Annotated in this window: 22 protein-coding genes; 12 read left to right on the top strand and 10 right to left on the bottom strand. The window is 40.0% G+C overall.

Translation table 11 applies throughout. The features are described from left to right. Nucleotides 1-45: 45 nt before the first annotated feature. Nucleotides 46-1,869: a translational GTPase TypA gene (gene typA, locus I6F53_RS04070; RefSeq protein WP_024589533.1), complete on the bottom strand. Its 1,824-nt coding sequence runs from the start codon at nt 1,867-1,869 to the stop codon at nt 46-48. A 507-nt stretch (nt 1,870-2,376) separates the two neighbouring features. Here typA and glnA point away from each other — a divergent pair. The 5 genes from glnA to I6F53_RS04045 all read left to right on the top strand — a co-directional run bounded on the left by glnA (nt 2,377) and on the right by I6F53_RS04045 (nt 7,459). Continuing rightward, the gene (gene glnA / locus I6F53_RS04065) at nt 2,377-3,783 is read left to right on the top strand and encodes a glutamate--ammonia ligase (RefSeq protein ID WP_024594310.1); all 1,407 of its coding nucleotides are present in this window, start codon (nt 2,377-2,379) and stop codon (nt 3,781-3,783) included. A gap of 113 nt (nt 3,784-3,896) precedes the next feature. Then, nucleotides 3,897-4,418 carry a DUF4124 domain-containing protein gene (locus tag I6F53_RS04060; protein WP_024589531.1) on the top strand — a complete coding sequence of 174 codons (522 nt, stop codon included), beginning with the start codon at nt 3,897-3,899 and terminating at the stop codon, nt 4,416-4,418. An 82-nt stretch (nt 4,419-4,500) separates the two neighbouring features. Continuing rightward, entirely contained in the window at nt 4,501-5,571 is a 1,071-nt protein-coding gene (gene glnL / locus I6F53_RS04055) for a nitrogen regulation protein NR(II) (protein ID WP_166421826.1), read from the top strand. Nucleotides 5,572-5,585: 14 nt separating this feature from the next. Further along, complete coding sequence (ntrC, locus tag I6F53_RS04050; RefSeq protein ID WP_197238575.1) at nt 5,586-6,971, top strand: nitrogen regulation protein NR(I); 1,386 nt, start codon at nt 5,586-5,588, stop codon at nt 6,969-6,971. 29 nt (nt 6,972-7,000) lie between these two features. Then, complete coding sequence (locus I6F53_RS04045; protein ID WP_165739230.1) at nt 7,001-7,459, top strand: cyclic nucleotide-binding domain-containing protein; 459 nt, start codon at nt 7,001-7,003, stop codon at nt 7,457-7,459. A gap of 9 nt (nt 7,460-7,468) precedes the next feature. Here the strand turns inward: I6F53_RS04045 and I6F53_RS04040 are convergent, their stop codons facing one another. Continuing rightward, nucleotides 7,469-8,131 (bottom strand): hypothetical protein, encoded by a 663-nt coding sequence (locus tag I6F53_RS04040; protein ID WP_197238574.1) that lies wholly within the window; start codon nt 8,129-8,131, stop codon nt 7,469-7,471. Between the two features lie 56 nt (nt 8,132-8,187). Then, the gene (locus tag I6F53_RS04035; RefSeq protein WP_165728334.1) at nt 8,188-8,475 is read right to left on the bottom strand and encodes a hypothetical protein; all 288 of its coding nucleotides are present in this window, start codon (nt 8,473-8,475) and stop codon (nt 8,188-8,190) included. A 256-nt stretch (nt 8,476-8,731) separates the two neighbouring features. On the opposite strand from I6F53_RS04035, the gene I6F53_RS04030 reads away from it, so the two are divergent. The 4 genes from I6F53_RS04030 to I6F53_RS04015 all read left to right on the top strand — a co-directional run bounded on the left by I6F53_RS04030 (nt 8,732) and on the right by I6F53_RS04015 (nt 12,988). Further along, nucleotides 8,732-9,115: an RNA-binding S4 domain-containing protein gene (locus I6F53_RS04030; RefSeq protein WP_010554787.1), complete on the top strand. Its 384-nt coding sequence runs from the start codon at nt 8,732-8,734 to the stop codon at nt 9,113-9,115. Nucleotides 9,116-9,216: 101 nt separating this feature from the next. Further along, nucleotides 9,217-9,645 (top strand): hypothetical protein, encoded by a 429-nt coding sequence (locus I6F53_RS04025; protein ID WP_197238573.1) that lies wholly within the window; start codon nt 9,217-9,219, stop codon nt 9,643-9,645. A gap of 206 nt (nt 9,646-9,851) precedes the next feature. Further along, complete coding sequence (gene acnA, locus I6F53_RS04020) at nt 9,852-12,596, top strand: aconitate hydratase AcnA (protein WP_197238572.1); 2,745 nt, start codon at nt 9,852-9,854, stop codon at nt 12,594-12,596. A gap of 137 nt (nt 12,597-12,733) precedes the next feature. Next, the gene (locus I6F53_RS04015; protein WP_197238570.1) at nt 12,734-12,988 is read left to right on the top strand and encodes a hypothetical protein; all 255 of its coding nucleotides are present in this window, start codon (nt 12,734-12,736) and stop codon (nt 12,986-12,988) included. On the opposite strand, the gene I6F53_RS04010 is transcribed toward I6F53_RS04015, so the two are convergent. The 4 genes from I6F53_RS04010 to I6F53_RS03995 all read right to left on the bottom strand — a co-directional run bounded on the left by I6F53_RS04010 (nt 12,989) and on the right by I6F53_RS03995 (nt 18,038). Further along, the gene (locus I6F53_RS04010) at nt 12,989-13,537 is read right to left on the bottom strand and encodes a DUF4124 domain-containing protein (RefSeq protein ID WP_197238569.1); all 549 of its coding nucleotides are present in this window, start codon (nt 13,535-13,537) and stop codon (nt 12,989-12,991) included. Nucleotides 13,538-13,681: 144 nt separating this feature from the next. Then, nucleotides 13,682-14,422: a phosphoadenylyl-sulfate reductase gene (locus tag I6F53_RS04005; RefSeq protein WP_197238567.1), complete on the bottom strand. Its 741-nt coding sequence runs from the start codon at nt 14,420-14,422 to the stop codon at nt 13,682-13,684. A gap of 42 nt (nt 14,423-14,464) precedes the next feature. Beyond that, entirely contained in the window at nt 14,465-16,162 is a 1,698-nt protein-coding gene (gene cysI / locus I6F53_RS04000; RefSeq protein WP_166421505.1) for an assimilatory sulfite reductase (NADPH) hemoprotein subunit, read from the bottom strand. A 61-nt stretch (nt 16,163-16,223) separates the two neighbouring features. Then, a complete protein-coding gene (locus I6F53_RS03995) occupies nt 16,224-18,038 on the bottom strand; it encodes an assimilatory sulfite reductase (NADPH) flavoprotein subunit (protein WP_197238566.1) in 1,815 nt (604 codons plus the stop codon). A gap of 303 nt (nt 18,039-18,341) precedes the next feature. On the opposite strand from I6F53_RS03995, the gene I6F53_RS03990 reads away from it, so the two are divergent. Further along, nucleotides 18,342-19,967, top strand: coding sequence for an endonuclease (locus I6F53_RS03990; RefSeq protein ID WP_197238565.1), 1,626 nt, complete (start codon nt 18,342-18,344; stop codon nt 19,965-19,967). An 87-nt stretch (nt 19,968-20,054) separates the two neighbouring features. On the opposite strand, the gene I6F53_RS03985 is transcribed toward I6F53_RS03990, so the two are convergent. After that, nucleotides 20,055-21,041: a hypothetical protein gene (locus I6F53_RS03985; protein WP_197209110.1), complete on the bottom strand. Its 987-nt coding sequence runs from the start codon at nt 21,039-21,041 to the stop codon at nt 20,055-20,057. Nucleotides 21,042-21,459: 418 nt separating this feature from the next. Here I6F53_RS03985 and I6F53_RS03980 point away from each other — a divergent pair, with 418 nt between their 5' ends. Together I6F53_RS03980 and I6F53_RS03975 are read left to right on the top strand one after the other, a co-directional pair. Beyond that, complete coding sequence (locus I6F53_RS03980) at nt 21,460-22,959, top strand: DUF3360 family protein (protein WP_165728343.1); 1,500 nt, start codon at nt 21,460-21,462, stop codon at nt 22,957-22,959. A 193-nt stretch (nt 22,960-23,152) separates the two neighbouring features. Then, on the top strand, nt 23,153-23,614 hold the full coding sequence (locus I6F53_RS03975; protein WP_197238564.1) for a hypothetical protein: 462 nt from the start codon (nt 23,153-23,155) through the stop codon (nt 23,612-23,614). Between the two features lie 32 nt (nt 23,615-23,646). On the opposite strand, the gene leuD is transcribed toward I6F53_RS03975, so the two are convergent. Then, entirely contained in the window at nt 23,647-24,246 is a 600-nt protein-coding gene (gene leuD / locus I6F53_RS03970; RefSeq protein WP_166421501.1) for a 3-isopropylmalate dehydratase small subunit, read from the bottom strand. Beyond that, nucleotides 24,246-25,646 carry a 3-isopropylmalate dehydratase large subunit gene (gene leuC, locus I6F53_RS03965; RefSeq protein WP_154903733.1) on the bottom strand — a complete coding sequence of 467 codons (1,401 nt, stop codon included), beginning with the start codon at nt 25,644-25,646 and terminating at the stop codon, nt 24,246-24,248. The genes leuD and leuC overlap by 1 nt, the downstream gene beginning before the upstream one ends. Nucleotides 25,647-25,687: the final 41 nt, after the last annotated feature.

Here is a 25,687-nt window from a genome sequence, read left to right as displayed (position 1 = left end):
TTTGCAATACAGCGGCTTTTAAAATCATAATTCTAAATTAATAGATTATGCTTTTGGTCCACGACCTGCACGTTTACGTTCGTTTTCTGTAAGGTAACGCTTACGGATACGAATGTTTAGTGGAGTTACTTCAACTAGCTCGTCATCATCGATGAACTCAAGCGCTTGCTCAAGTGAGTAGTTAAGGTGTGGAGAAAGCGTTTGCGCTTCATCAGTACCAGATGCACGTACGTTAGTTAACTGCTTGCCTTTAAGGGCGTTAACTGTAAGGTCGTTATCACGGTTATGAATACCGATAACCATACCTTCGTATACTTCAACACCGTGACCGATGAATAAACGGCCGCGTTCTTGTAAGTTGAATAATGCGTTAGTAAGTGCTTTACCTGTTGCGTTTGCAATCATTACGCCGTTCTTACGAACACCGATGTCGCCACCTTTGTGAGGACCGTAATGATCGAACGTATGGTACATAAGACCAGAACCCGAAGTAAGCGTCATGAAATCAGTTTGGAAACCAATTAAACCACGGCTAGGGATCATGAAATCTAAACGCATACGGCCTTTGCCATCTGGAGTCATGTTAGTAAGTTCACCTTTACGTAGGCCAACTTGCTCCATAACAGAACCTTGGTGCTCGTCTTGACAGTCAATAGTAACTGTTTCAAACGGTTCTTCTAGAACGCCATCTACAGTACGTAAGATAACTTCTGGACGAGAAACTGAAAGCTCGTAACCTTCACGACGCATGTTCTCGATTAAGATACCTAGGTGTAATTCACCACGACCAGAAACACGGAAGCTATCTGGGCTACCAGTATCTTCAACGCGAAGTGCTACGTTGTGTACTAATTCTTTGTCTAAACGTTCACGGATATTACGTGACGTTACAAACTTACCTTCTTTACCACAGAAAGGTGAGTTATTTACAGAGAATGTCATTGTTACAGTTGGCTCATCAACACTTAGTGGTGGTAATGCTTCAACGTTTCCTGGGAAACAAACTGTATCAGAAATCTTAAGCTCACCAATACCTGTTACAGTTACGATGTTACCAGCGTAAGCTCTATCAGTTTCGATACGTTCAAGACCTAGGTAGCTTTGTACTGCGCCAATTTTACCATTACGTGTAGTGCCATCAGCACTGATAATAGTAACTTGTTGGTTAGGAGCAACAGAACCACGTTTAATACGACCAATACCAACTACACCAACATAAGAGTTGTAATCTAGTTGAGAAATTTGCATTTGGAAGTCACCTTCAGGATCTGCATCCGGTGGTGATACTTCGTCAACGATCATCTTGAACATAGGTTCCATGTTGTCTGATGGCTCGTCTAAATCTAGTGTTGCCCAGCCGTTGATAGCTGAAGCGTAGATTACTTTAAAATCTAACTGTTCGTCAGTTGCGCCAAGGTTGTCGAATAAATCAAAGATTTGATCCATAACCCAATCAGGACGTGAACCTGGCTTATCAATTTTATTGATAACTACGATTGGCTTTAAGCCTTGCGCGAATGCCTTTTGCGTAACGAAACGCGTTTGTGGCATTGGACCTTCTTGAGCATCAACAAGTAATAATACTGAGTCAGCCATCGAAAGTACGCGTTCAACTTCACCACCGAAATCGGCGTGTCCCGGAGTATCTACGATATTGATATGGTAGTCGTTCCAAGAGATGGCTGTGTTTTTAGCCAAAATGGTAATACCACGTTCTTTCTCAATGTCGTTTGAGTCCATCACGCGCTCTTCGTTACCGCCGCGTGTTTCTAATGTACCTGATTGCTCAAGTAGTTTGTCAACCAGAGTTGTTTTACCGTGGTCAACGTGCGCGATAATCGCTATATTTCTTAACTTTTCGATGCTCATATATTTACTCAGAGAAATTAAATTCTCAATGATCCTGCAAGATCTACGCACTCATCCACGCTTTCGCGAGATGTCCCAGCATAGGATTTAAAAGGGCGCATATTATCCCTCATTAATGACATGGATGAAAGTTTATCCAATACATATTTTAAAACTTTCTCAATACTTTTACTAAGTATCTGTTTTATATATGACAATTATATGAATTAAATTTCAATATTTTTTTGAAAAACAGTCTTTTTGGCTATTTTTCCGATCTTTTTGTTACTCTTTTGCATTTAGGTTATGCTAATTTCAGCTGATTAAATTAACAACAAATTACGCTCTGTAAATTTTGCACTAAAATGGAATATTTACGCACCAATATGGTGCATTTGTATATTCCATTTTGATGCAATGATATTTTTTTAATTTATAAACAGCCAGTTACAATAATGGCACAAAATCAGCTTAGTAAATACCAAAGCAATTATGCAGCAATAACAAAACCCAATAGTTGGAGGACACATGTCACAATCGGTTTTAGATTTTATTAAAGAAAATGACGTCAAGTTCATTGATTTACGCTTTACTGACACTAAGGGTAAAGAGCAACATGTATCGATTCCTCATCACCAAGTTGATGAAGATTTTTTCGAAGACGGTAAAATGTTCGACGGTTCTTCAATTGCAGGCTGGAAAGGCATAAACGAATCAGACATGGTATTAATGCCAGTTCCTGAGTCAATCAAACTAGACCCTTTCACTGAAGAAGCGACATTAATTTTACGTTGTGACGTAGTAGAGCCTTCTACACTACAAGGCTATGAGCGCGACCCGCGTTCTGTTGCTAAGCGTGCTGAAGATTACATGCGTTCTACAGGCATTGCAGACACTGTTTTATTTGGCCCTGAGCCAGAATTTTTCGTATTTGACGATGTTAAATACAAATCAGATATGTCTGGTTCTATGTACAAAATTGATTCTAAGCAAGCTGCTTGGAACTCAGATAAAGAATATGCAGATGGCAACACTGGTCACCGTCCAGGTGTTAAAGGCGGTTACTTCCCTGTTGCTCCAGTTGATGACTTCCAAGATTGGCGTTCAGCTACGTGTCTAGTTCTAGAAGAAATGGGCCAAGTAGTAGAAGCACATCACCACGAAGTAGCAACAGCAGGTCAAAACGAAATCGCTACTCGCTTTAATACAATGGTATTAAAAGCGGATGAAATTCAAGAAATGAAATATGTTATCCATAACATGGCTCACTTATACGGTAAAACAGCAACGTTTATGCCTAAGCCAGTTGTTGGTGATAACGGTTCTGGTATGCATTGTCACCAGTCTTTAGCTAAAGACGGTGTTAACCTTTTTGCTGGCGATAAGTACGGCGGTCTTTCTGAAGATGCACTTTACTACATTGGCGGCATCATCAAGCATGCTAAAGCAATTAACGCTTTCGCAAATGCGTCTACTAACTCGTACAAACGTTTAGTACCAGGTTTTGAAGCACCAGTTATGCTTGCATACTCTGCACGTAACCGTTCTGCATCAATCCGTATCCCAGTGGTTCCATCTGAAAAAGGTCGTCGTATTGAAGTACGCTTCCCGGATCCAACTGCTAACCCATACCTTGCTTTCTCAGCAATGCTTATGGCTGGCCTTGATGGTATCAAAAACAAGATCCATCCTGGCGATGCTATGGATAAAGATTTATACGACTTACCAGCTGAAGAAGCAGCAGAAATTCCAACTGTTGCAGCATCACTTGACGAAGCACTATCTGCACTTAGCGCAGACCGTGAATTCTTAACTCAAGGTGGCGTATTCACTGATGACTTAATCGATGCTTACATCTCACTTAAGTCTCAAGAAGTTGAAAAGCTTAACATGACAACTCACCCAGTTGAGTTTGAAATGTACTACAGCTGTTAATTAAGCTGTAAAAAATATGTGTGTTCTCAAGCCCGCTTTGCGGGCTTTTTTAATGGTAAAATTAGTCAATCTCCACTAAAGTTAAGTTACCGATAAAAATGCAGGGCTGCAGAGTGAATAACAAGATTTTATTACTATTAATTACTTTAGGATTAAGTAATTATGGTTATGCCGGTGAAACAAAAATATACGCTTGGAAAGATAAAAATGGCGTATTAGTGTTCTCAGACACCCCTCATAAAGGGGCCCAAGAGGTAAAGCTCACCAGCCAAGATCTTAATATGCCTGCAACAAATACTGACATTTTTGACGAGCAACCTCAGCCTCAACAAGCGGCCTTTAGTATTGCTATTTCCTCACCTGATCATAACCAGACTATTCGTGAAAATACCGGCACTGTTTATGTAACTAGCCGAATAAAACCACGCTTTGAAACTGGTTTTACTATACAACTTTTTATTGATGGTAAAGCACACGGCCCAGCCAGTGACAGCTCAACCTTTGCAATTAGAGATGTAGAACGTGGTCAGCACACACTACAATTAAAGCTTTTTAATAGTAAAAACCAAGTTATTGCTACAAGCGAACCCTGCATATTTTTTATGCACCGAAAAGGGCTAAACCTAGGTAACTAAATTGGGGCATTACTAAACGTGCAGCAGTGTATTTAACCATATAACTTGCTTGCAAACATCCACGCACTAAAATGGTGCAGCTATGATTAATAATAAAAACTTTAGCCCTGAGCTACTCGATGCCATTTGGCAAAATCAAACAACCGCTATCATGTTGCTTGATAAAAACTTCACCGTTGTATATGCCAATACCAGTACCAGTGAGCTGCTTGGCCTTGGTAACAAGCGCCTATTAGATCAGCCTTTTGATAGCCTTTTTAACTACCATTCAATCGATTTACAACGTATAGAACAATACTCATTGGTTGAAGGCGTAGATTGCCAGCAGCATAGAGCTGATGTGGTTTTTAGCGATTCTCGCCATGCAAAAGTAGCCGTAAGTACACGACAAATTAAGTTTAATGGCTCGCTTTATATTTTATTTGAGTGGCGCCAAACTGATGATGAAATTAAGCACGACCAAGCGTCTAATCAAATGCATCAATACCAAGCTGCTCGAAACCTAATTAGAGGTTTAGCACACGAAATTAAAAATCCTTTAGGTGGAATCCGCGGAGCGGCGCAGTTATTGCAGTATGAGGTTGATCAACAAGAAAGAGATCAATGTGCTGAGCTCATCATTGAGCAAGCCGACCGATTACGCGAATTAGTAGATAGGCTTTTAGGGCCTAATCAACTTCCGCAAAAATCGTATGGCAACATACATCAATCACTTGAATCAGTTGCAAGACTAAGTACGTTAGATAATTGCTCTAACATTAACTTGGTTAAAGATTACGACCCAAGTATTCCTGATGTATACATTGATCAAGGTAAAATTCAGCAAGTAGTATTAAACATTGTTCGAAATGCCCAACAGGCGCTTGTGGATGGCGGTGAAATAACAATAAAAACCCGCATAAATCATCAGCATCGTCGCCCGGGTAAAGCACCTAAAAAAGCCTTGTTGATCCAAATATCTGATAACGGACCAGGTATTGATCCCAGTGTACGCGAAACACTGTTCTACCCGATGATCACCAATAAAGAAGGTGGCTCCGGATTAGGCCTTTCAATAGCGCAAACACTGATTGATCAACATGATGGCTATATAGAATGTGATAGCTGGCCTGGACATACTGAATTTAATATCTATCTGCCCTTTGCAGATTAATGTTTGGAGTTTGCATGAAAACAGTTTGGCTTGTAGATGATGATGCTTCTATTCGATTTGTACTCGAAAAAGCACTAACCCGTGCAGGGTTTAACGCAGAAAGCTTTTCTAACGCGCAAGATGTATTAAGCGCATTAAAGTTTAGCCAACCTACTGTTTTAGTTTCTGACGTACGAATGCCTGGTATGGATGGTATGGCGTTGCTTGAACTTATTGCAGAGCAGAACCCTGGATTGCCCGTTATTATAATGACTGCGCACTCAGATTTAGACTCAGCTGTAAATGCATTCCAAAAAGGTGCTTTTGAATACCTAGCTAAGCCGTTTGATTTAAACGAAGCAGTGGCACTAGTCGAAAGCGCATGCAGGGCAAATTCCACTAAAAAAACTAAGCGTAAGCAAGCTCCACCAAAAAGTGCGCATATAATTGGTGAAGCACCCGCCATGCAAGAAGTGTTTAGAGCGATAGGTAAACTATCGGCTTCTAGCATGAGCGTATTAATAAATGGCGAATCTGGAACAGGTAAAGAACTTGTCGCCAGTGCTTTGCACAATCATAGCCCACGTAAAGAAAACCAATTTATTGCACTTAACATGGCGGCTATTCCAAAAGAGCTTGTTGAGTCGGAGTTATTTGGCCACGAAAAAGGCGCATTTACCGGCGCCGACAACGTGCGTAAAGGCCGTTTTGAGCAAGCCAATGGCGGCACACTATTTTTAGATGAAATTGGTGATATGCCACTTGATGTGCAAACACGTTTATTGCGCGTACTCGCCGATGGTGAATTTTATCGCGTTGGTGGTCATCAAAGTATAAAAGTAGACGTACGTATTATTGCGGCTACGCATCAAAACCTTGAAGATTTAGTTAAACAGGGCAAGTTTAGGGATGATTTATTTCATCGTCTTAATGTTGTGCGCCTGCGCTTACCTGCACTTCGAGAGCGTACTGAAGATATAGAAAGCTTGTCGCAACACTTTTTACATAAAAGCGCTAAAGAGCTACAAGTAGAAAGCAAAGTACTGAGCCCTAAAGCAACTGAGCAATTACGTTTATTTAATTGGCCAGGCAATGTACGCCAATTAGAAAACACCTGTCGCTGGCTTACTGTAATGGCACCGGGTGAGCTTGTGAGCGAGCAAGACTTACCGCCTGAAATTCTTGATGCCACACCAACTCAAGAAGAAGGTGATTGGTTAGATGCGTTTCAGCAATGGCTTAATCAAGAACTTAAACAAGGTAAAGAAAATATTTGGCCTGACATTCAAGCTCAGCTAGAAACCCGCTTAATAAAAACAGCTCTCGCTAATTGCTCTGGCCATAAGCAAGATGCCGCTATAAAAATTGGTTGGGGACGCAACACGTTGACCCGAAAATTAAAAGAGCGCAATATTAGCTAATTAAACGTTTTTAACACATTTGGTTATTGATGAAGCTAATCGAACATATTCCATTATTCAAACAAATGGAAATTATAAACAGGCTGCACTTTTTTAAAGAATTTACGCTCAGCGAGCGCCAAGTCTTATTGGAGTCGTTCGGCCTGTTATATTTAGTAAGCCAGCATCAGTTTTTATTTAAGCAATACGATAACGACAAGCGCTTATATATTGTACTTAGCGGTGCGTTGTTAGTATTTAAACATAATCATTTGCTAGAACTTGGAACGATAGTACCTGGTGAATTTATAGGTGAAGGCGCTTTTATAAATAACCGAGAGCGTAGCACTAGCGCACGCGCTAAAACCGACAGTATCGTCCTTGCCATTACCCCTGAAGCACTCACTCGTTTACCTAACGTTATCCGTGAAAAAATTAAAGACCGAATTATAGAAGGTATGAGTCTGCGTATTGCAAAACTTAGCGAGCATATAGAAGCCCACGGTTAACTTTATCACTCAATCCATATAAACAATTTGTAATGAACAGTTAAGCCAATCTGGTTTGTTTATATGTGTATTGTAAATAAAAGTATCTGACGGCTTTTGCCCAAAAGGTGTGCTTATTTTTGGCGTTGTATGCGTATACGATTGCGATGTATTTTGATAATAAATAACTAAGTACTGTTCAATAAGCTCCCAATCCAACATCACTCTAGAACCACTTGGTAATGTAAATTGCGCCTTTTTTTCGTCAAATGAAACGCGCATATTGTTATATCTATCGTTTAAGCAACCCGTTGTAAGCATAATACTTGGCATACTTAGCTCGGTGCTTTGTGAAGCTGAACGTAAATAAAAACCTATATTTCCATTCGTGTAATAATGATTCTCTGCTTTGCTGTAAATAATGTCAGGCTCAAATCCCATGCTTTGCATTATTAGCGTTAACTGTTCTAGCTGCCCGCTACCAAAGTCGTTATAAGAGACTATTAACGTCGCATTTTTATATGCTTTTGGTACTGCAATATTTTGGTATTTATAAGGTAGAGTTTGAGCAGCCAGTTTAGTTTCTAGCTGCTGCTTTTGATCTGCATTCAATGCTTGTGTATAAACATACACAGTTGGCTGCTGACACGCACTTAGTAAAATAACCCAGCACACTAAAACTATATTTTTCATCATCAATCTCAAATAGATTACAAGCGTAGTCTATTTGATTTTTGATAAATAGCAAATCAGCTAATTTGGCTATTTAACCACGCATCAACACTTTTACGTGTGTATAAAACTTCTTTAAATAAACGATGGCGTTGAAATTCAAGTACCGATTTTTTTTTCATATCGCCACTCACTAAGCGGCTATGGTGATCGTTAAATTTTGAAATCACAGAAAAACCACGTTCAGCATTTTCCTTTTGCTCTTTTACTTGATTAGTAAGATGTGACCTAACATCATCTGCGGTCAACATATCTGAATTATCTAAGCCCATTAGCTCTTTTTTCATTGCTAATCTTACGCCCATTTTCTACTCCGTTTTATATGTATTCATTACACATTGATTAATCCGCCAGAGTTTTAGCAATTAGCGAGCCATACGTAAAAAAGATTGCAACGAAGCTTAACTTTTAATTGCTTCAGTTTTTTTAAAGACAGATAAAATACCTAAAAACTTTCATAACTAATTGTGTATTACCGCTATCTAAAGTTACTTGCTTTGGTGCAAAAGTCGCTGTAAGCCTTTATACTAAAGCCTGTGCGTTACCCCACCGAGAGCAAATATGAACGAAGAATATATAGAAATAGAGTTAGAAGAAGAGCCGATTGAGCTTTGTAAATTATTAAAAGTATTAAACTTAGTTGAAGGTGGCGGCCAAGCTAAAAACCTAATTACTGAAGGCTATGTGGGTGTTAACCATGAAATTTGTACAATAAAGCGGAAAAAATTATACAGTGGCGATGTATTAGAATTTGATGGTGAATTTTTTAAACTTGCGCTAAGTGAAGATGCAACCCCTGCAGAAAAACCTGCGGTACAAACTCAAGCAGAGTCAAAGCAAGCTGCACCACAACCAACAAATCAGCCAGCTAAAAGTAAGCGTAAGCGAACTAAAAAACCAAAAGTAGATGATAAAACAGGTCGTCGACCTATTTCATTTGGTTAAGCATTTAAAAGCCCTCTTTTTATATAAAAAGGTCAACTTGTATAGTTGGCCTTTTTACTCTTTAATTCCCTTGTAAATAACAATAAAAACAAGGTAATAACATGTCACAAAACACACCAGCCACTTGGTTTAAACCCGTTGTATGGGCGGCACTCGTATGGAACTTACTTGGCGTTATTGCATTTGCTATACACATGATGATGACACCCGAAATGATAGATAAACTTCCGCTAGATCAACAAACTGCCTACTCTAACGTTCCTATTTGGTCAACTATTGCATTTGCTATAGCTGTATTTGGAAGCACTTTGGGTTGTATTTTTTTACTTGCTAAAAACGCGCTGGCAACGCCCACTTTTACGCTATCGCTCGGCGCTATTTTAATTCAACAATATTATAATTTTATTGTAATCAATAGTATTGAACTGCTAGGACTGAGCGCTGTATTTATGCCTGTTTTTGTAATTATAATTGCTGTCGCCCTACTCTATTTAAGCATTAAAGCTAAGCAGCAAGGTTGGCTGTTGTAATTTGTGAGGGTCTAAATAACTTTTGCTCCTTTATCCCTCTTTCAAATCATCTCTTGAAATTAAACTTTTCAGCATCATCTCTACTATATTAACTGTATAAAACTCGTTCTCTAAACACGATTTTTTACACTGGTATGCACTTTGCAACTCAAGCACTACAGAGGTCACTCTTCAAAATATTTTTATCATTCATAAAGGGGCAAATAATGAATAATAGTTTCGATACCCAACATCAGCTCACAATAAATGGTGAGCAATATCATATTCATTCTCTAAAAGGACTTGGCGACAAAGCGAAACGATTGCCCTTCTCCTTAAAAGTATTACTTGAAAACCTTCTTCGTAACGAAGACGGCGCAAATATTAAAGAACAAGACATTCAAGCCCTCCTTAATTGGGACCCTCAAGCAAAACCTGCATCTGAAGTTGCCTTTACCCCCGCTCGCGTAGTTATGCAAGACTTTACCGGCGTACCCGCTATTGTTGATTTAGCCGCGATGCGTGATGCAATGGAAAAGCTAGGTGGTGATCCTGCAAAAATAAACCCGTTATCGCCTGCTGAACTTGTTATTGACCATTCGGTACAAGTAGATGGTTACGGCAATGATGGTGCATTTGATTTAAATGCAAAACTTGAATACGACCGAAATAAAGAACGTTACGAATTTTTGCGTTGGGGACAAACCGCTTTTGATAATTTAAAAGTAGTGCCACCAGCAACCGGCATTGTTCACCAAGTAAACCTAGAATACCTAGCACGCGTTGTTTTTAATGAAGACCGCGATGGCAAAAAATATGCTTACCCAGATACGCTTGTAGGTACCGACTCTCATACAACCATGATCAATGGCTTAGGTGTGCTTGGTTGGGGTGTAGGCGGCATTGAAGCTGAAGCAGCTATGCTTGGTCAGCCTATTAGCTTACTCATTCCACAAGTAGTCGGTATGAAGCTAAGCGGTAGATTACCTGAAGGAACTACCGCAACCGATTTGGTGTTAACAGTTACCGAAATACTACGTAACCATGGCGTAGTAGGTAAATTTGTAGAGTTTTATGGTGACGGCCTTGCTGACCTACCACTTGCCGATAGAGCAACCATTGCTAATATGGCACCAGAGTACGGTGCTACATGTGGTATTTTCCCGATTGATGATGAAACCATTAACTATCTTCGCTTAACAAACCGCGACGAAAAACACCTAAAAGTAATTGAAGATTATGCTAAGCATCAAGGCCTATGGCGTAACGATGGCGACGAAGCTAGCTACACCGATACACTTGAACTTAAATTAGATGATGTTGTACCGAGCCTTGCAGGCCCTAAACGTCCACAGGATAGAATTGCCCTAAATGAAGCTGGCAAAGTTATTGGCGATCATTTAAAAGGCTTCCAAGACGAACGTATGGCTCGTCGCGATAAAAGCGATGAAGAACAAGCTCGCATTGAAAGTGAAGGCCCAGCAACAAATCCAGATGAGCCAGTAGACGAAGCACAGTTTATGGGTGCCGCTAAGGTTAAATTTAAAGGCCAAGAGTTTGAGCTAAACGATGGCGCTTGTGTTATTGCCGCGATTACCAGCTGTACTAATACTTCTAACCCAAGTGTTATTTTAGCCGCAGGCTTAGTCGCTAAAAAAGCAAAACAGCTTGGTATTAATGTAAAACCTTGGGTTAAAACATCACTTGCACCGGGCTCTAAAGTAGTTACTGATTACCTAGAAAAAGCAGGATTGATGGATGACCTAGAAAGCTTAGGCTTTAACCTTGTTGGCTACGGTTGTACAACTTGTATTGGTAACTCAGGCCCACTAGCAACCGAAATATCAGATGCCATTCAAAAGCACAAATTAGTGGTTAGTTCTATTTTATCGGGTAACCGTAACTTTGAAGGACGTATTCACCAAGATGTTAAAATGAACTTTTTAGCGTCTCCTCCGCTTGTTGTTGCTTATGCCATTGCAGGTAGAACCGATATTGACGTATACAACGAACCTCTTGCGCAAGATGCTAACGGTAACGACATTTACCTTAAAAATATTTGGCCAAGTGTTAAAGAAGTAAGCGACCTAGTTAAAGAAACAGTAACTAAAGAAATGTTCAAAAAAAGCTACGCTAACGTTTACGAAGGCGATAGCCGTTGGCAGCAAATTAAAATACCAGATGGCAAACTTTACGATTGGGATGACGCATCTACCTACATTAAAAAAGCACCATTTTTTGATGGTATGAAAGTAGAACCACCAGGCATTCCTACTATTGAGGGTGCACGTTGTTTAGCTAAACTTGGGGATTCAGTAACCACTGACCATATTTCTCCAGCAGGAGCTATTAAAGCAGATGCACCAGCAGGTTTATACTTGCAAGAAAATGGCGTAGATAAAGCGCAGTTTAACTCGTACGGTTCACGCCGTGGTAATCACGAAGTAATGATGCGTGGTACGTTTGCTAATGTTCGTCTTAAAAACTTACTCGCCCCAGGTACTGAAGGCGGCGTAACACGTACGCAACCAGAAAACGATTTAGCAAGCATTTACGATGCGGCTATGGAGTATCAAAAAAATAATACGCCTCTTATTATTTTAGCGGGTAAAGAGTACGGTACAGGTTCATCTCGTGACTGGGCGGCTAAAGGCTCTCTGTTACTTGGTGTAAAAGCCGTTGTAGCACAAAGCTATGAGCGTATTCACCGTTCTAACTTAATTGGTATGGGTGTATTACCGCTGCAATTTAAAGAAGGTGAAAGCTACGAGTCACATGGGTTAACTGGGCAAGAACAATTTGATATTGATGGCCTGTACGATAAAACCGATGAAGTAACCGTTATTGCAACCAATGCCGAAGGTAAAAAAGTAACCTTGAGTGTTGATGTACGTATTGATACCCCTAAAGAGTGGGATTACTACAAACACGGCGGTATTTTACAATATGTACTGCGTAATATGCTCGATTAATACGCGCTGTAATTAGTGCATTTAAAAGCCCAGTTTAGTAATAAGCTGGGCTTTTTTATGTGTGCCGTTTGTTGTTTCAAATCAATGCCGAATATTTAAAGCCTGCCTACACTAGGGTCACTCTTAGTGAGGTGACTATGTCGCAAATAATGATTATTCGACTGCTTAAAACATCAATAGTGTTTGGATTATGCCTTATTGTGACAGGCCACACTTTAATTGTGTCGAGTTATTTCACTGTTAATCATGGTATTAAAGGAATAATTACAGCGGCAGCATGTATCGCTATAGGAGTGCTATTATCACTTCCCACTAAAATATATTTAACCATACTGCTAATGGAAGCCGAAAAACGTTATTTAAAAAACCATAAAAGCCCTAACTCAGAATAGCTAAAGTGCGCTTAAATTATTAATTTCTTTATTACGTTTTTCTAGTTTGTCTTTTACATTTTCGGCGTCATTAAATAGCTTTTTAACAGAGTCTGGATTCAAAATACTGATCCCCTCTGGTGCAGCCGACATTGTATTTGTACTTGGAGAGGTGTTTAAAATAGACGTGTCTTCTGCAGCAATAACAGTAATATCTTTAGGATCGAGTTTTACTTCAATACTTTTTATATGCGGGTTAGGTGTATCAGAAAAGTGCCATTGGCCTGTTTCATCTTGCCACTTAAAAATTTTGCTGCTTGAGGTAGTACTTGCAGGCATTGGTTCATCAGAAATACTGCTCGCAATTTTATCGCCCGCTTGCTTAACACCTTGCACTGCTTGATCCAAAGTATTGCTAGATAGCGCGACCATTTTTTCTTTAATTTGCTGAGATTCACTGCTAATTGATGATGCAGAAAGCCATGTTTGACCGTCAGGCTTTTTTAGATAAAACAAAGAGATGACTGCAATAGCCATGATTGATATAGCTAAGTAGGTAAAGTATTTCATAGCGTTCCTGCTTTAATTAATCCTTTATTACCACAAGTTTAATAAAAAATACTTAATTAGGCAATTTTTGTACCCTAATAAAAGAAAATAAAAACGCAGCCTAAGCTGCGTTGTTATTATTGATTAAACTACACCGTAGTAACGTTAAATACCGTCACCATCCATGTGTAGTCCGCATTCTCGGTTTAAACCAAAAAAGCGAGTTTCTTCCTCAGTCATTCCTGGTTCTAACTTACGTGTTGTATGCACGTCACCCATCGACACATAACCTTGCTCCCATAATGGGTGATAAGGTAAATCGTGCTTAGTTAGGTACTGATACACGTCGCGGTTAGACCATTCAATAATCGGGTACACTTTAACCGTGCCACGGCTAATTTCTACAAACTGTTTATCAGCACGCGATGATGATTGATCGCGGCGCAGGCCACTAAACCACGTACCGGCTTCAATCTCTTTTAGCGCGCGGGTCATCGGCTCTACTTTATTAAGCTGATTATATTGCTTAATGCCGTCTTCGCCTTGCTCCCATAGCTTACCAAATTTGGCTTCTTGCCATGCAGGGCTAAGCGGCGCTCTATACACCTTTAAGTTAAGCGATAAACGCTCACTCATTTGCTCAATAAACTGATACGTTTCAGGAAATAAATAACCTGTATCGGTTAATACAACAGGAATATCTGGGCGTTGTGAGATCATTAAATGCAGCATCACTGCTGCTTGAATACCAAAGCTAGATGATAAAAATGCCGTATTAGGCAAGTTATCAAGCGCCCATGCAACGCGCTGTTCTGCGCTCATACTCGCTAGTAAACCATTAGCATCAGCTAACATAGCCGTTTGGCTTTGTTTATCTAGCTGTAAAATGTTTTTAAATTCACTCATGGTAAATTCCAAACCTCACCAGCGCTTAGCGCTGGTATTAAATTATGCGTAAAAGTCGGTTACTGATACTTTTACTTCAGCAACAATGCCTTTGCGTATAACAAAGTCACCAAAACACTCACCGTCGTTACGCTCTTTAGCCCATTGGCCAATTAGCTTATCGAATGCTTCTAGGTAAACATCTTCGCCTACGTTCTCAAGGTACAATTTAGGAATACGTGTGCCTTCTACATTACCACCTAAGTAAACGTTGTACTTACCTGGGCCTTTACCTACTAAACCAGCTTCTGCAAGCATTGCGCGGCCACAACCGTTCGGGCAACCTACAACGCGCATAATAATGCTGTCATCGGGTATACCGTGCTTAGCAAGCAGTGCTTCAGTTTTTTCTATTAGGCTTGGTAAGTAGCGCTCTGCCTCGGCCATTGCAAGCGGACATGTTGGCAGTGAAACACACGCCATTGAGTTTTTACGCTGCTGCGAATCTTTGTCATCAATTAAGCCATGACTACGGGCAATTTCTTCAATCACTGCTTTTTGATCAGCGGGTACACCGGCAATAATTAAGTTTTGATTGGCTGTCATGCGCATATCACCTTGGTGAATTTCTGCAATTTTACGACAACCTGTTTTTAGTGGCTTGTCTGGGTAATCCAAAATACGGCCATTTTGGATGAAGAGTGTTAAATGACTCTTTCCATCAATACCATCAACCCAACCTATGCGATCACCTCGGTGGGTGAACTTATAAGGTCTAATCGGTTCAAACTTAACACCAATACGTTTTTCAACTTCAGCTTTAAATGTATCTGTACCAACACGGTCTAGTGTGTACTTTGTTTTCGCATTTTTACGATTTTCGCGATTACCCCAATCACGTTGAACTGATAAAACATGTTCAGCAACACTCAATGTATGCTCAAGAGGTATAAAACCAAATTCGTCAGCTTTACGCGGGTAAGTTGCTGTATCGCCGTGCGTCATAGCAAGACCGCCCCCCACTAATACATTAAAACCAATTAGCTTGCCGTTATCAGCAATCGCCACAAAGTTTAAATCATTAGCGTGCACGTCTACTTCGTTATTAGGTGGGATCGTTACCGTAGTTTTAAATTTACGTGGTAAATAGGTCGCCCCTAAAATAGGTTCTTCTGTGGTTTCTGTCTTTTCACCATCTAACCAAATTTCAGCGTATGCTTTGGTTTTTGGTAATAAATGTTCAGAAATTTTCACAGCCCATTGATAAGCCTCTAAATGCAGTTCAGATTCAACTGGGTTGGTTGTACAAAGTACATTACGATTAACATCACCTGCCGTCGCTATAGAATCAATACCAACACTATCGAGTAATTGGTGCATGCCTTTAATGTTTGGCTTTAATACGCCATGAAATTGAAATGTTTGTCGGGTAGTTAAACGAATGCTGCCATACGATGTTTTATCACCAGCAAAATCATCAACGGCTAACCACTGTGCGGGTTTAATGATACCGCCAGGCATACGCGCGCGCAGCATAACATTATGTAAAGGTTCTAATTTCTGTTTTACACGTTCAGATCTTATATCACGATCATCTTGCTGGTACATGCCATGAAAACGAATTAGCTGAAAGTTATCTGCGGTAAAACCACCTGTGATGTCATCTTTTAACCCTTGAGCTATAGTGCCGCGCAAAAAGTTACTTTCACCTTTTAAGCGCTCGTTATCAGAAAGTTTTACATTTTTATCTTGTTCGCTCATTTTAAATCCTAAATTTGTTACAATTACGATAATTAGATACTAAATAAAATAGGAGGCGCGGTTAGTACACGTCTTTCTGATAGCGGTTTGCGCTACGTAAATCTTTTAAGTACTGCTCTGCGTCTTCGTTACTCTTGCCCGTGTTTTCTTTAACTATATCAAGCAAAGTATTGTGTACATCTTTTGCCATACGATTTGCATCGCCACAAATATAAAAGTGGGCGCCAGCCTCTAGCCATTCAAATACCTCTTTACTATTACTGCGTAACTTGTCTTGTACGTATACTTTTTCGGCTTGGTCGCGGCTAAATGCAACATCTACTTTGTTAAGTAAACCCGATTTTAAATAACCCTGTATTTCTACTTGGTATAAAAAGTCTTGCGTGAAATGTGGGTTACCAAAAAACAACCAATTTTTGCCTTGTGCTTCACGCGAGTCACGCTCTTGTAAAAATGCACGGAACGGCGCAATACCCGTACCAGGGCCAACCATGATCATGGGCGTATCATCGTTAGTTGGTAGGCGGAAATTGTCGTTATGTTCACTAAATACTTTAACTTTACAACCTTCTTCAGCACGACGAGTTAAGTAACCTGTACAGCCACCTAAATGTTCGCTATCAAATGCATCAAACTGCACTAGACCTAGTGTTAAATGTACTTCGTCTTCAACCTCAGCTTGGCTAGATGCAATTGAGTACAAGCGAGCTTGTAGTTTACGTAGGCAATCTACTAATGTTTGCGCATCAATTTTTGCAGGGTTTTGGCGAATTACATCAAATATTTGGCGAGGTTCAATATACGCACGCATTGCGGCTTTATCTTCTACAAGCTTTAATAATTCAGGCGTACCTGTTGCTGTTGCGTATTTTTCTACAAAACCAGGGTATGACTGAGTCAGCTCTAGTTTTTCAATAAGTGCATCACGTACGCTTAGCTCTTCATCACCTACTTTTACAATGCTAGCCGCATCTATTTGAGTAAGTGTAAGTACTTCATCAACTAATACATCATCATTTAAAAAGTACACACCTAATGAATCACCTGGTGTGTAAGTAATGTCTGACCCTTCAAGTGAAATTTCAACGTGGCGTACATCTTTAGTTGAGTCGCGACCGGTAATTTTTTGAACGGTTAATAGCTCTGCTTCAAATGGATTTTGTTTTGTATATTGGCTTGAAGCGGTTGTTGGTGCACCAAATGGCATTGATACTACTTGGCCACCAGCTGCATCTTGTTGCGCTTTTAAATCAGGTTCAAATGCATCAATTGCGCCCGCAATCCATGTTGCAGCTTCTTCTTCATAATCTACGTCTAAATCAGCACGTTGATATATAGTTTGCGCGCCGAGTTTATTTAAACGCTCTTCAAAGTCTTTTGCTGTTTGGCAGAAAAACTCATAGCTAGAATCACCTAAACCAATAACAGCTATTTTTACATCATCTAGTTTTGGTGCTTTTTTAGTGGCTAAAAATTCGTGAAGTGTTTCTGCGTCCTCAGGTGGCTCACCTTCGCCGTAAGTAGATACAACGATAGTTAAAAACTTTTCTTTTTTCAGGGCTGTTGGTTTGTAATCTGACATGCTAACAAGCTTAACTGCTAAGCCGCGCGACTCAGCCTGCTCTTTCATTTTGCTTGCTACGCCTTTTGCGTTACCCGTTTGCGAACCATATAAAATAGTTAGCGCTGCTGCATCACCCGCAGCCGGTACGCTAGCAGTAGGAGCACCTAATGCAGCTGAGTTAGCATTAGCAGCTAAATAACCGCTTACCCATGCTTGTTGAATTGGATTAAGCTCAGCCACTAAACCTTGCAGCTTTTGTACTTGATCTTGCGATAGCGGGCTTGCCGCAGCATTTAGTTGACCTAACAACATGAATCGATTCCCCATAACCCTGAAAATTAAACACAACACACTTTGTGTATTGTTAAAAATGAGTTTTACCTCATCCAGAGCGTATCTGTTGAGGTTTTCTAAGTATCTAGGATAACGGGCTCTGCATAGATAAAAAAAGAATAGAATCTGCTTTGATATTCCATTTAGTTATTAATTTATAAAAACACCTTCAAAAACAGATTAAAGGGCGATTATTGCCTTTTACAGCACTTTAAATTAACAATTTTGTAACCTAACTAATGTAGGGTATATTCCTCATTCAAAATAAAAATAGGAACAACTATGTTACACGGGAAATATAAAAATAAACTACTTAGTACCGCATTGTTACTTGGCTCATTACCTGTAATGGCCAATGTAGCTAATGGCGGCTTTGAACAATGGACTGGCAATACACCTAGTTCTTGGAGCACTATTGATAGCGGAATTGCTTTATCTCGCTCAACCAGTACAGTTAAAAGTGGTAGTAGCTCTGCTGCTGTCAATGTAACAACAGGATCGCAAAGTAACACTGATTTACTACAACAAGTTGCTGTAAAAGCAGGTAAAACCTATAACTTTTCGGCTGATGTTTACCACACCGAAGGTAAAATTAAAGCTCGCTTGTATGTAGATGGTTATCAAGGCTATTCAAATCAAGCACAAACTAACCAATGGCAAACAGTTAGCCATAGCTATACAGCAAGCAGTAATAAAACAATTAGTGTTGGCCTTAGGTTTTACGATGTAAGTGGATTTGATGGCAGCGAAACCGTATACGTAGATAACTTTTTACCAAACGCTGATGGCAGCGCATCAACAAGCTGTACTGACAATAGCCTCATCTTAACGCTTAGTACCGATAATTACGGTAGCGAAACTAGCTGGGCCGTTAATAACAATCAAGGTAGTGCTGTTGCTAACGGCAGTGGTTACGCATCAAACACTCAGTATGATGAGCAAATATGCCTAACTGATGGAACTTACACACTTGTTATTAACGACAGCTACGGCGATGGCATGTGTTGTTCAACAGGTAATGGCAGTTATGCACTTAAGCAAGGCTCTACCACATTTGCTAGCGGTGCAAGTTTTAATAATACAGACAGCACAGCATTTACTTTAGGTAGTGGCTCTGGTGATGGCGGCGGGACCAACCCAACACCCACTGGCTACTATGTTACTGCTCAAGGGTTATCGGGTTATGCACTAAAAACTGAGCTTTATAATATTATTAAAGATCATAATGCACAGGGTTACTCGGCTATTTGGAATTTTTACGACTCATCAGCACGTGATACATACTTTGAAAACGATAACAGCATTTTAGATATGTATAGCGAAAAACCAAACGGCTCAGATAGCTACAATTATGCTGCGGTGAGCGATCAATGTGGTAACTATAGTGGAGAAGGCGGCTGTTACAACCGTGAACATTCATTTCCTAAAAGCTGGTTTGGCGGCACTATTGAGCCAATGAACTCAGATGTGCATCATATTTACGCAACCGACGGTTATGTAAACTCAAAACGTAGTAACTTCCCATTTGGTGAAGTAGCAAGCGCTTCATTTACATCAACTAACGGAAGTAAATTAGGTTCTGCCGCAAGTTCATTAAATTACTCAGGTACTGTATTTGAGCCAATTGACGAATTTAAAGGTGACTTTGCTCGCGCTTATTTTTACATGGCAACGCGCTACGAAAATGTAATAGGCACTTGGCAAACCAAAACGACCTCAAGTAATGCAGTGCTTAATGGTTCAAGAAACCAAGTATTCGAGAACTGGGTTGTAGCCATGCTGCTTAACTGGCATAACAGCGATCCTGTAAGCCAAATGGAACTTGACCGTAACCAAGCAGCGTTTGAATTTCAAGGCAATCGTAACCCGTATATCGACCACCCTGAATTTGTAGAAATGATTTGGTAAAAGTTAGCAGTTAAAACAAAAGCCTTTGCAAATGCAAAGGCTTTACCTTTTAGTGTGTAATATTTTTTAGAAATATGATGGTTTAAGCTAATTATAAGAAACAGCTGCGATAAGTGATTTTTCAGCTCTGTTTTTCATCAACGTTAAAAGTGAATGATGAAAATCTTGAAATATCACCTCCCCCCATATTCGCGAATAAACACCAAAATTTGTATTATCTTGCACGGTCGTTTTTAACGTTAAAATCGTATTGCCGCTTTTATCTTCACTTAACTCATATCCACCGTAAAGAGGTGAAAAGTATTCACCGCCTAGTTTTACGTGTTTATCGAGTGCGTCATCGGGGATAGCATCAGGGTCTATATCAAATCTATAATGCATCAGTTTATTTGGTTGCCAGTCGGTTATTACTTCTTTAAACACAACGCCTTTTTGCCAAGTACTTGTGCGAACAGCGCCTATACCGCTAGCATTCATACTTGCCTTTAATGGCTTTGGTACACCAATTAATTGAGTGAGTGAAAAAGGCACTTCCTGTGGTTTTATGTCACTCACATTAGCTAACTGCTGCCACACAACATTGATGGGCGCGTTAATAGCTATTGAATTTGTTACTTCGTATGTTTTTGATAAATGTAAAAAATTAACTTCAATAGGTGAGAGCAATATAGGCAACAACGCGATTGATAATAACGAGCTATTCGCTTTTTTCATTTTGCGCTTTCTAACAAAGCCCGCAAGTAATCCACCAATGCTGGCAAAAAACATAAAAGCAGGCAAAGCCATTGCCACACAAATGCTCCCTTCAAGCAAAGTAATTACACTTACAAATAAAAAAACAAAAATAGGCTGCCAAGCAATCGTGATCATTTGCCTTTTAGTTAATGCCTTTGATTCGTTGTACTCAAAGTGAATACGAATATAGCCAATAGCAACAGGCACTAAAAACATAAATGATATAGAGACTAAGCTACCTAAATTGTAAGCATTGACTAGCTCTACAAACAGCCGCATAAATATGCCGTAAAGCGTACCAAGTAAAATACCAATTGATTTAGGGGAGTTGAGTTGCATCTCTATTCTTTATTGTTGTTATTAACAACCCGAAAGTAACAGAAGTATTATTTCACCACAAATAAAACGAAATTAACGGCTGCTGTAAACAAATAGCTTGAAATATAGCGGCTTTAACAACCACTAAGACTAAAGGATAATAACCTGCCATTAACACGATACTATTCTGCAAACAGTCCTTCACCCCTTTAAAATAAAACGCAAACATTTGATTTATAATATTTTTAATCTATATCTGTAATTTTATAATTTTTAACGTAAAGCTGTTTTTCAGATTAACTGTATTAAAAACAACCATGCACGACCTTTTGCCTATACATCCCAGCCTAAAAGCTGATTTACCCTGCATGTTCAATATTCATTTGCTTTAACAAAAGCCGTATTTATTTGACTAAGCAACAATGTTGCAGGAGAACGCATGCAAACTACACCGCCCGGTGATGCACCATCAAACACGCACAAGGATGCTCAAAGCTACGAGCAACTTCACAAGCCGAGTTCAGAGTTTAATACTCGCGACGAGTATCTCGAACATGAATTACAAATTATGCAGCCTAAACGTTGGCGTCCTAATTTACCGTTTAGAGATTACCGATTTGAATTTGAAGACACCATTCCAGCAATGGCCGGTACTATTGGTAAAGTGGTTATGGTGGGCGCTATTGCAGCAACATTTGCGGCACCTCTTGGTTTAGGCGATGCGTTTGTTTTAGAAAATGTGCGTTACGAATTACTCATTGTTTCTATTTTTATCATTTTGTTTTCAGGCTTTATTTTACCAACAGCCAACTTGGCTGGCACTCACGGCCCGCTTATTCCGTTAATTCCTATTGTAGTTGCAGCTGGCGGCCATCCTATGGCGTTTGGCTTACTCATTGGTGCCTTTGGTTTTATTTTAGCCATAACCAAGGGAGGAAGTATGCTCGCGCGCCTAACCAGTAAAGGTGTGTGTGGCGGACTACTTATTTATTTGGGCTTTATTGGCACTATTTCGCAAGTTAAAAAGCTGTTTGCTTGGGCTGAAGCCATTGATATGGCACACATTGCATTTATTGTTATTTTAGCCACCATTTTATTGTATGCACTTTTAGAGCACTTTAAAAAGCGCTGGTTAGCGGTGCCATTGAGTTGCCTTATTGGTGGCGTGGTTGCCTTTGCTTTAGGTGCACCGTTTGAGTTTCATACTGCACCGGGTTTACCAAATATGAACCCAGCATACTGGTGGGGCGAAAACACAGGTTGGATGCTTGGCCTACCAACACTTGAAAGCTTTGTTGTTGTACTACCTTTCGCTGTACTTGCTGTCGCTATGTGGTCACCTGATTTTTTAGGTCATCAAGTATTTCAAAAAATAAGCTATCCGCAACGCACCGAAAAAGTACAAATGAATATCGACGACACCATGCTAAGTGCATCAGTTAGACAAACATTTGGCTCACTTGCCGGTGGTGCTAACTTTGCCTCGTCTTGGGGTACTTATATTGTGCCTGCCGCTATTGCTAAGCGCCCTATTCCTGCTGGCGCTATTTTAACTGCATTATTTTGTATTATTGCTGGTTTATGGGGCTACCCTATGGATTTAGCAATTTGGCAGCCTGTGCTCTGTGTAGCACTTATTGTGGGCGTGTTTATCCCACTACTTGAAGCTGGCATGGAAATGACGCGCGAAGGTAAAACAACGCAATCAGCCGCTATTGTGGTATTTGCTTCGACCTTAGTTAATCCGGCTTTTGGTTGGTCGCTTACTATGTTACTTGATAACTTAGGACTGATTGGCTGTAAAGAGCGCAGCGCTGAGCTAACTAAAATGAGCCGCTGGGTGATTCCACTTATTATGTTTGTGTTACTTACCACTGTAATGGCAATTGTAGGTATGTTACCTGGTATACCGGCGTTAATGGCTGACTTTAGGCATTAACCTTTAGCTACCACATCTAATATTTACCCACAAAAAAGCACGGCAATTGCCGTGCTTTTTTACGTGTAATAAGTGTTCTAAAGGAGCTTTGATCAAACTCCTTTTTACTGATCATTACTTTGGCTACTAGATTACTCGCCATTATTAATCGTGTAATGTATATCTAAAATTTTTAAGGATGAAAGTAGGTCGGGTGAATAAATTAAACAATCAAAATAATTATTTTAAAAATACAGAAGTTGAAGGTAATAAACGCCTAGTTACAATTAGTGTTAGTAGAAATAATATAATTATAAAAAATGGTATAGGACGCTTTAAGCGGGGTCCCTATAAAGGAGCTTCCTTATCATTAAGTCCAGAAGAAATAACAACCCTTTATCAAGTTGGCACCGTTGTTGGTGGCTATATTATTGGAACAATCACAACTAACTATTTCACAAAAAAAGGAGCTCAGGCGTCTAGAGGAACAAGTAAAATATGCAATTTTAAAAAGCCTCTATATAAAAAAATTTGTGGTAAGCCCCTTTATTTTCGTAATGAAGCTTTAGATATAAATGGTAGAACAATTGAAATTTTTAGGTGTGATGACGGCCATGAGTACATACAACCAGTGATATCTGCTATGAAACTCCCTCATAAAAAAACGCGAACTTAGCCGCGTTTTATTATTTAATTACTTTTAAGCAATTACTGCCAAGGGCGCTCAGCAGCAAGTTGCTTTTCAAACGCATCAATTTGTGGATTTAGCGTTTCGGTTACACCGATAAAATCTAAGCCACTTAATAAGCGCTCTTTTACTTCTTTACTAATATCAAAGTTAATTGGCGCAAATTTACTGCTTGTTAGTGTTTGATTTTCAAGATCGATTTCAATGTTTATATCGTCATGCTGTTCGCTAAGTACAAACAACTGCTCAAGCGTATCGGCAGGTAACGCTATGGCTAACATTTGGTTGTTACCACAGTTATTAAAGAAAATATCTGCAAAGCTTTCAGCTAAAATCACTTCAAAACCGTATTGCTTAAGTGCCCATGGTGCATGCTCACGAGATGAGCCACAGCCAAAGTTATCGCGCGTTAATAATATTTGCGCGCCTTGGTAACACGGGCGATTTAAAATAAAGTCAGGGTTTGGCTCGTCGTTATCTAGGTAACGCCAATCATAAAACAATGCCGCATCAAAGCCTTCGCGGCTAGTTGATGTTAAAAACTGCTTAGGAATAATTTGGTCAGTATCTACATTGTTTTTATCAAGTGGGGCCATTAAGCCACTAAAAAATACGCTCATTAGGCTTCTCCTCTAATATCAACAAAGTGACCATGTATTGCAGCAGCTGCGGCCATTGCAGGGCTAACTAAATGGGTACGCCCGCCACGACCTTGGCGACCTTCAAAGTTACGGTTAGAAGTAGATGCACAACGCTTGCCTGCTCCTAGGCGGTCATCGTTCATCGCTAAACACATAGAACAACCTGGTTCGCGCCATTCAAAGCCAGCGGCTTTAAAAATATCGGCTAAGCCTTCGTCTTCAGCTTGTTTTTTAACTAAACCAGAACCCGGTACTATTAACGCTTCAATGCCGGCTACCACATGTTTGCCTTCAACAATTTTTGCAGCTGCGCGTAAATCTTCAATGCGGCTATTTGTACATGAGCCAATAAATACCGTGTCTACTTTCGCGCTTGATAATTTATCGCCCGCTTTTAAATCCATGTATTTAAGCGCGCTGCGAATAGCATCGGCTTTAATTAAATCTGGTTCTTGGTCTGGATCTGGTATGCACTCATCAACACCAATTACTTGCTCTGGGCTTGTGCCCCAGGTAATTTGTGGCTGAATGTCGTCGGCATTTAGCTCAACAACTAAATCAAAGTGTGCGCCTTCATCCGTTTTTAATGTTTCCCAATATTCAACGGCTGCATCAAAATCAGCGCCTTTAGGTGCAAACGGGCGACCTTTTAAGTAATCATAAGTAATTTGGTCAGATGCAATCAAACCGGCCTTTGCACCCATTTCTATACTCATATTACATAGCGTCATACGCGCTTCCATCGAAAGCGCTTCAATGCCTGCACCACAAAATTCAGCGACATAACCCGTGCCACCAGCAGTACCTAACTTACCAATTACCGCCATAATTAAATCTTTAGCCGTAACCGTTGGACGCAATACACCATTAATTTGAATTTTTAATGATTTCGCCTTTTTTTGCTGTAGCGTTTGCGTTGCTAATACGTGCTCAACTTCCGATGTACCAATACCATGCGCTAATGCGCCAAACGCACCATGCGTAGAGGTATGGCTATCGCCACATACAATGGTTGTGCCAGGCAAAGTAATACCTTGCTCTGGGCCCATTACGTGCACAATACCTTGATTAATTGAGTTTAAATCGTAAAGCACAATACCAAACTCTTTACAGTTTTTATCAAGCGCCATTAATTGGTTTTTAGATACTTCACTTGCTGCATCGAGCGAGCGGCTTTTAGTCGATACGTTATGATCCATAGTTGCAAAGGTTTTTTCTGGGCAACGTACAGTACGGTTTTTTTCACGCAAGCCTGCAAAAGCCTGCGGAGAAGTAACTTCATGCACTAAATGGCGGTCAATATAAAGTAAGTCGGTTTGCTCGTTTATGCTGGCAACGGTATGTGCTTGCCAAATTTTGTCGTATAACGTTTGGGCCACTTGCTAATTCCCTAATCTGTTTGAGTTGCAGCATAACGGTG

The sequence above is a fragment of the Pseudoalteromonas sp. SWN29 genome (assembly GCF_015864465.1).
Lineage (GTDB): Bacteria > Pseudomonadota > Gammaproteobacteria > Enterobacterales > Alteromonadaceae > Pseudoalteromonas.
This window is presented reverse-complemented; position numbering and strand designations above follow the sequence as displayed.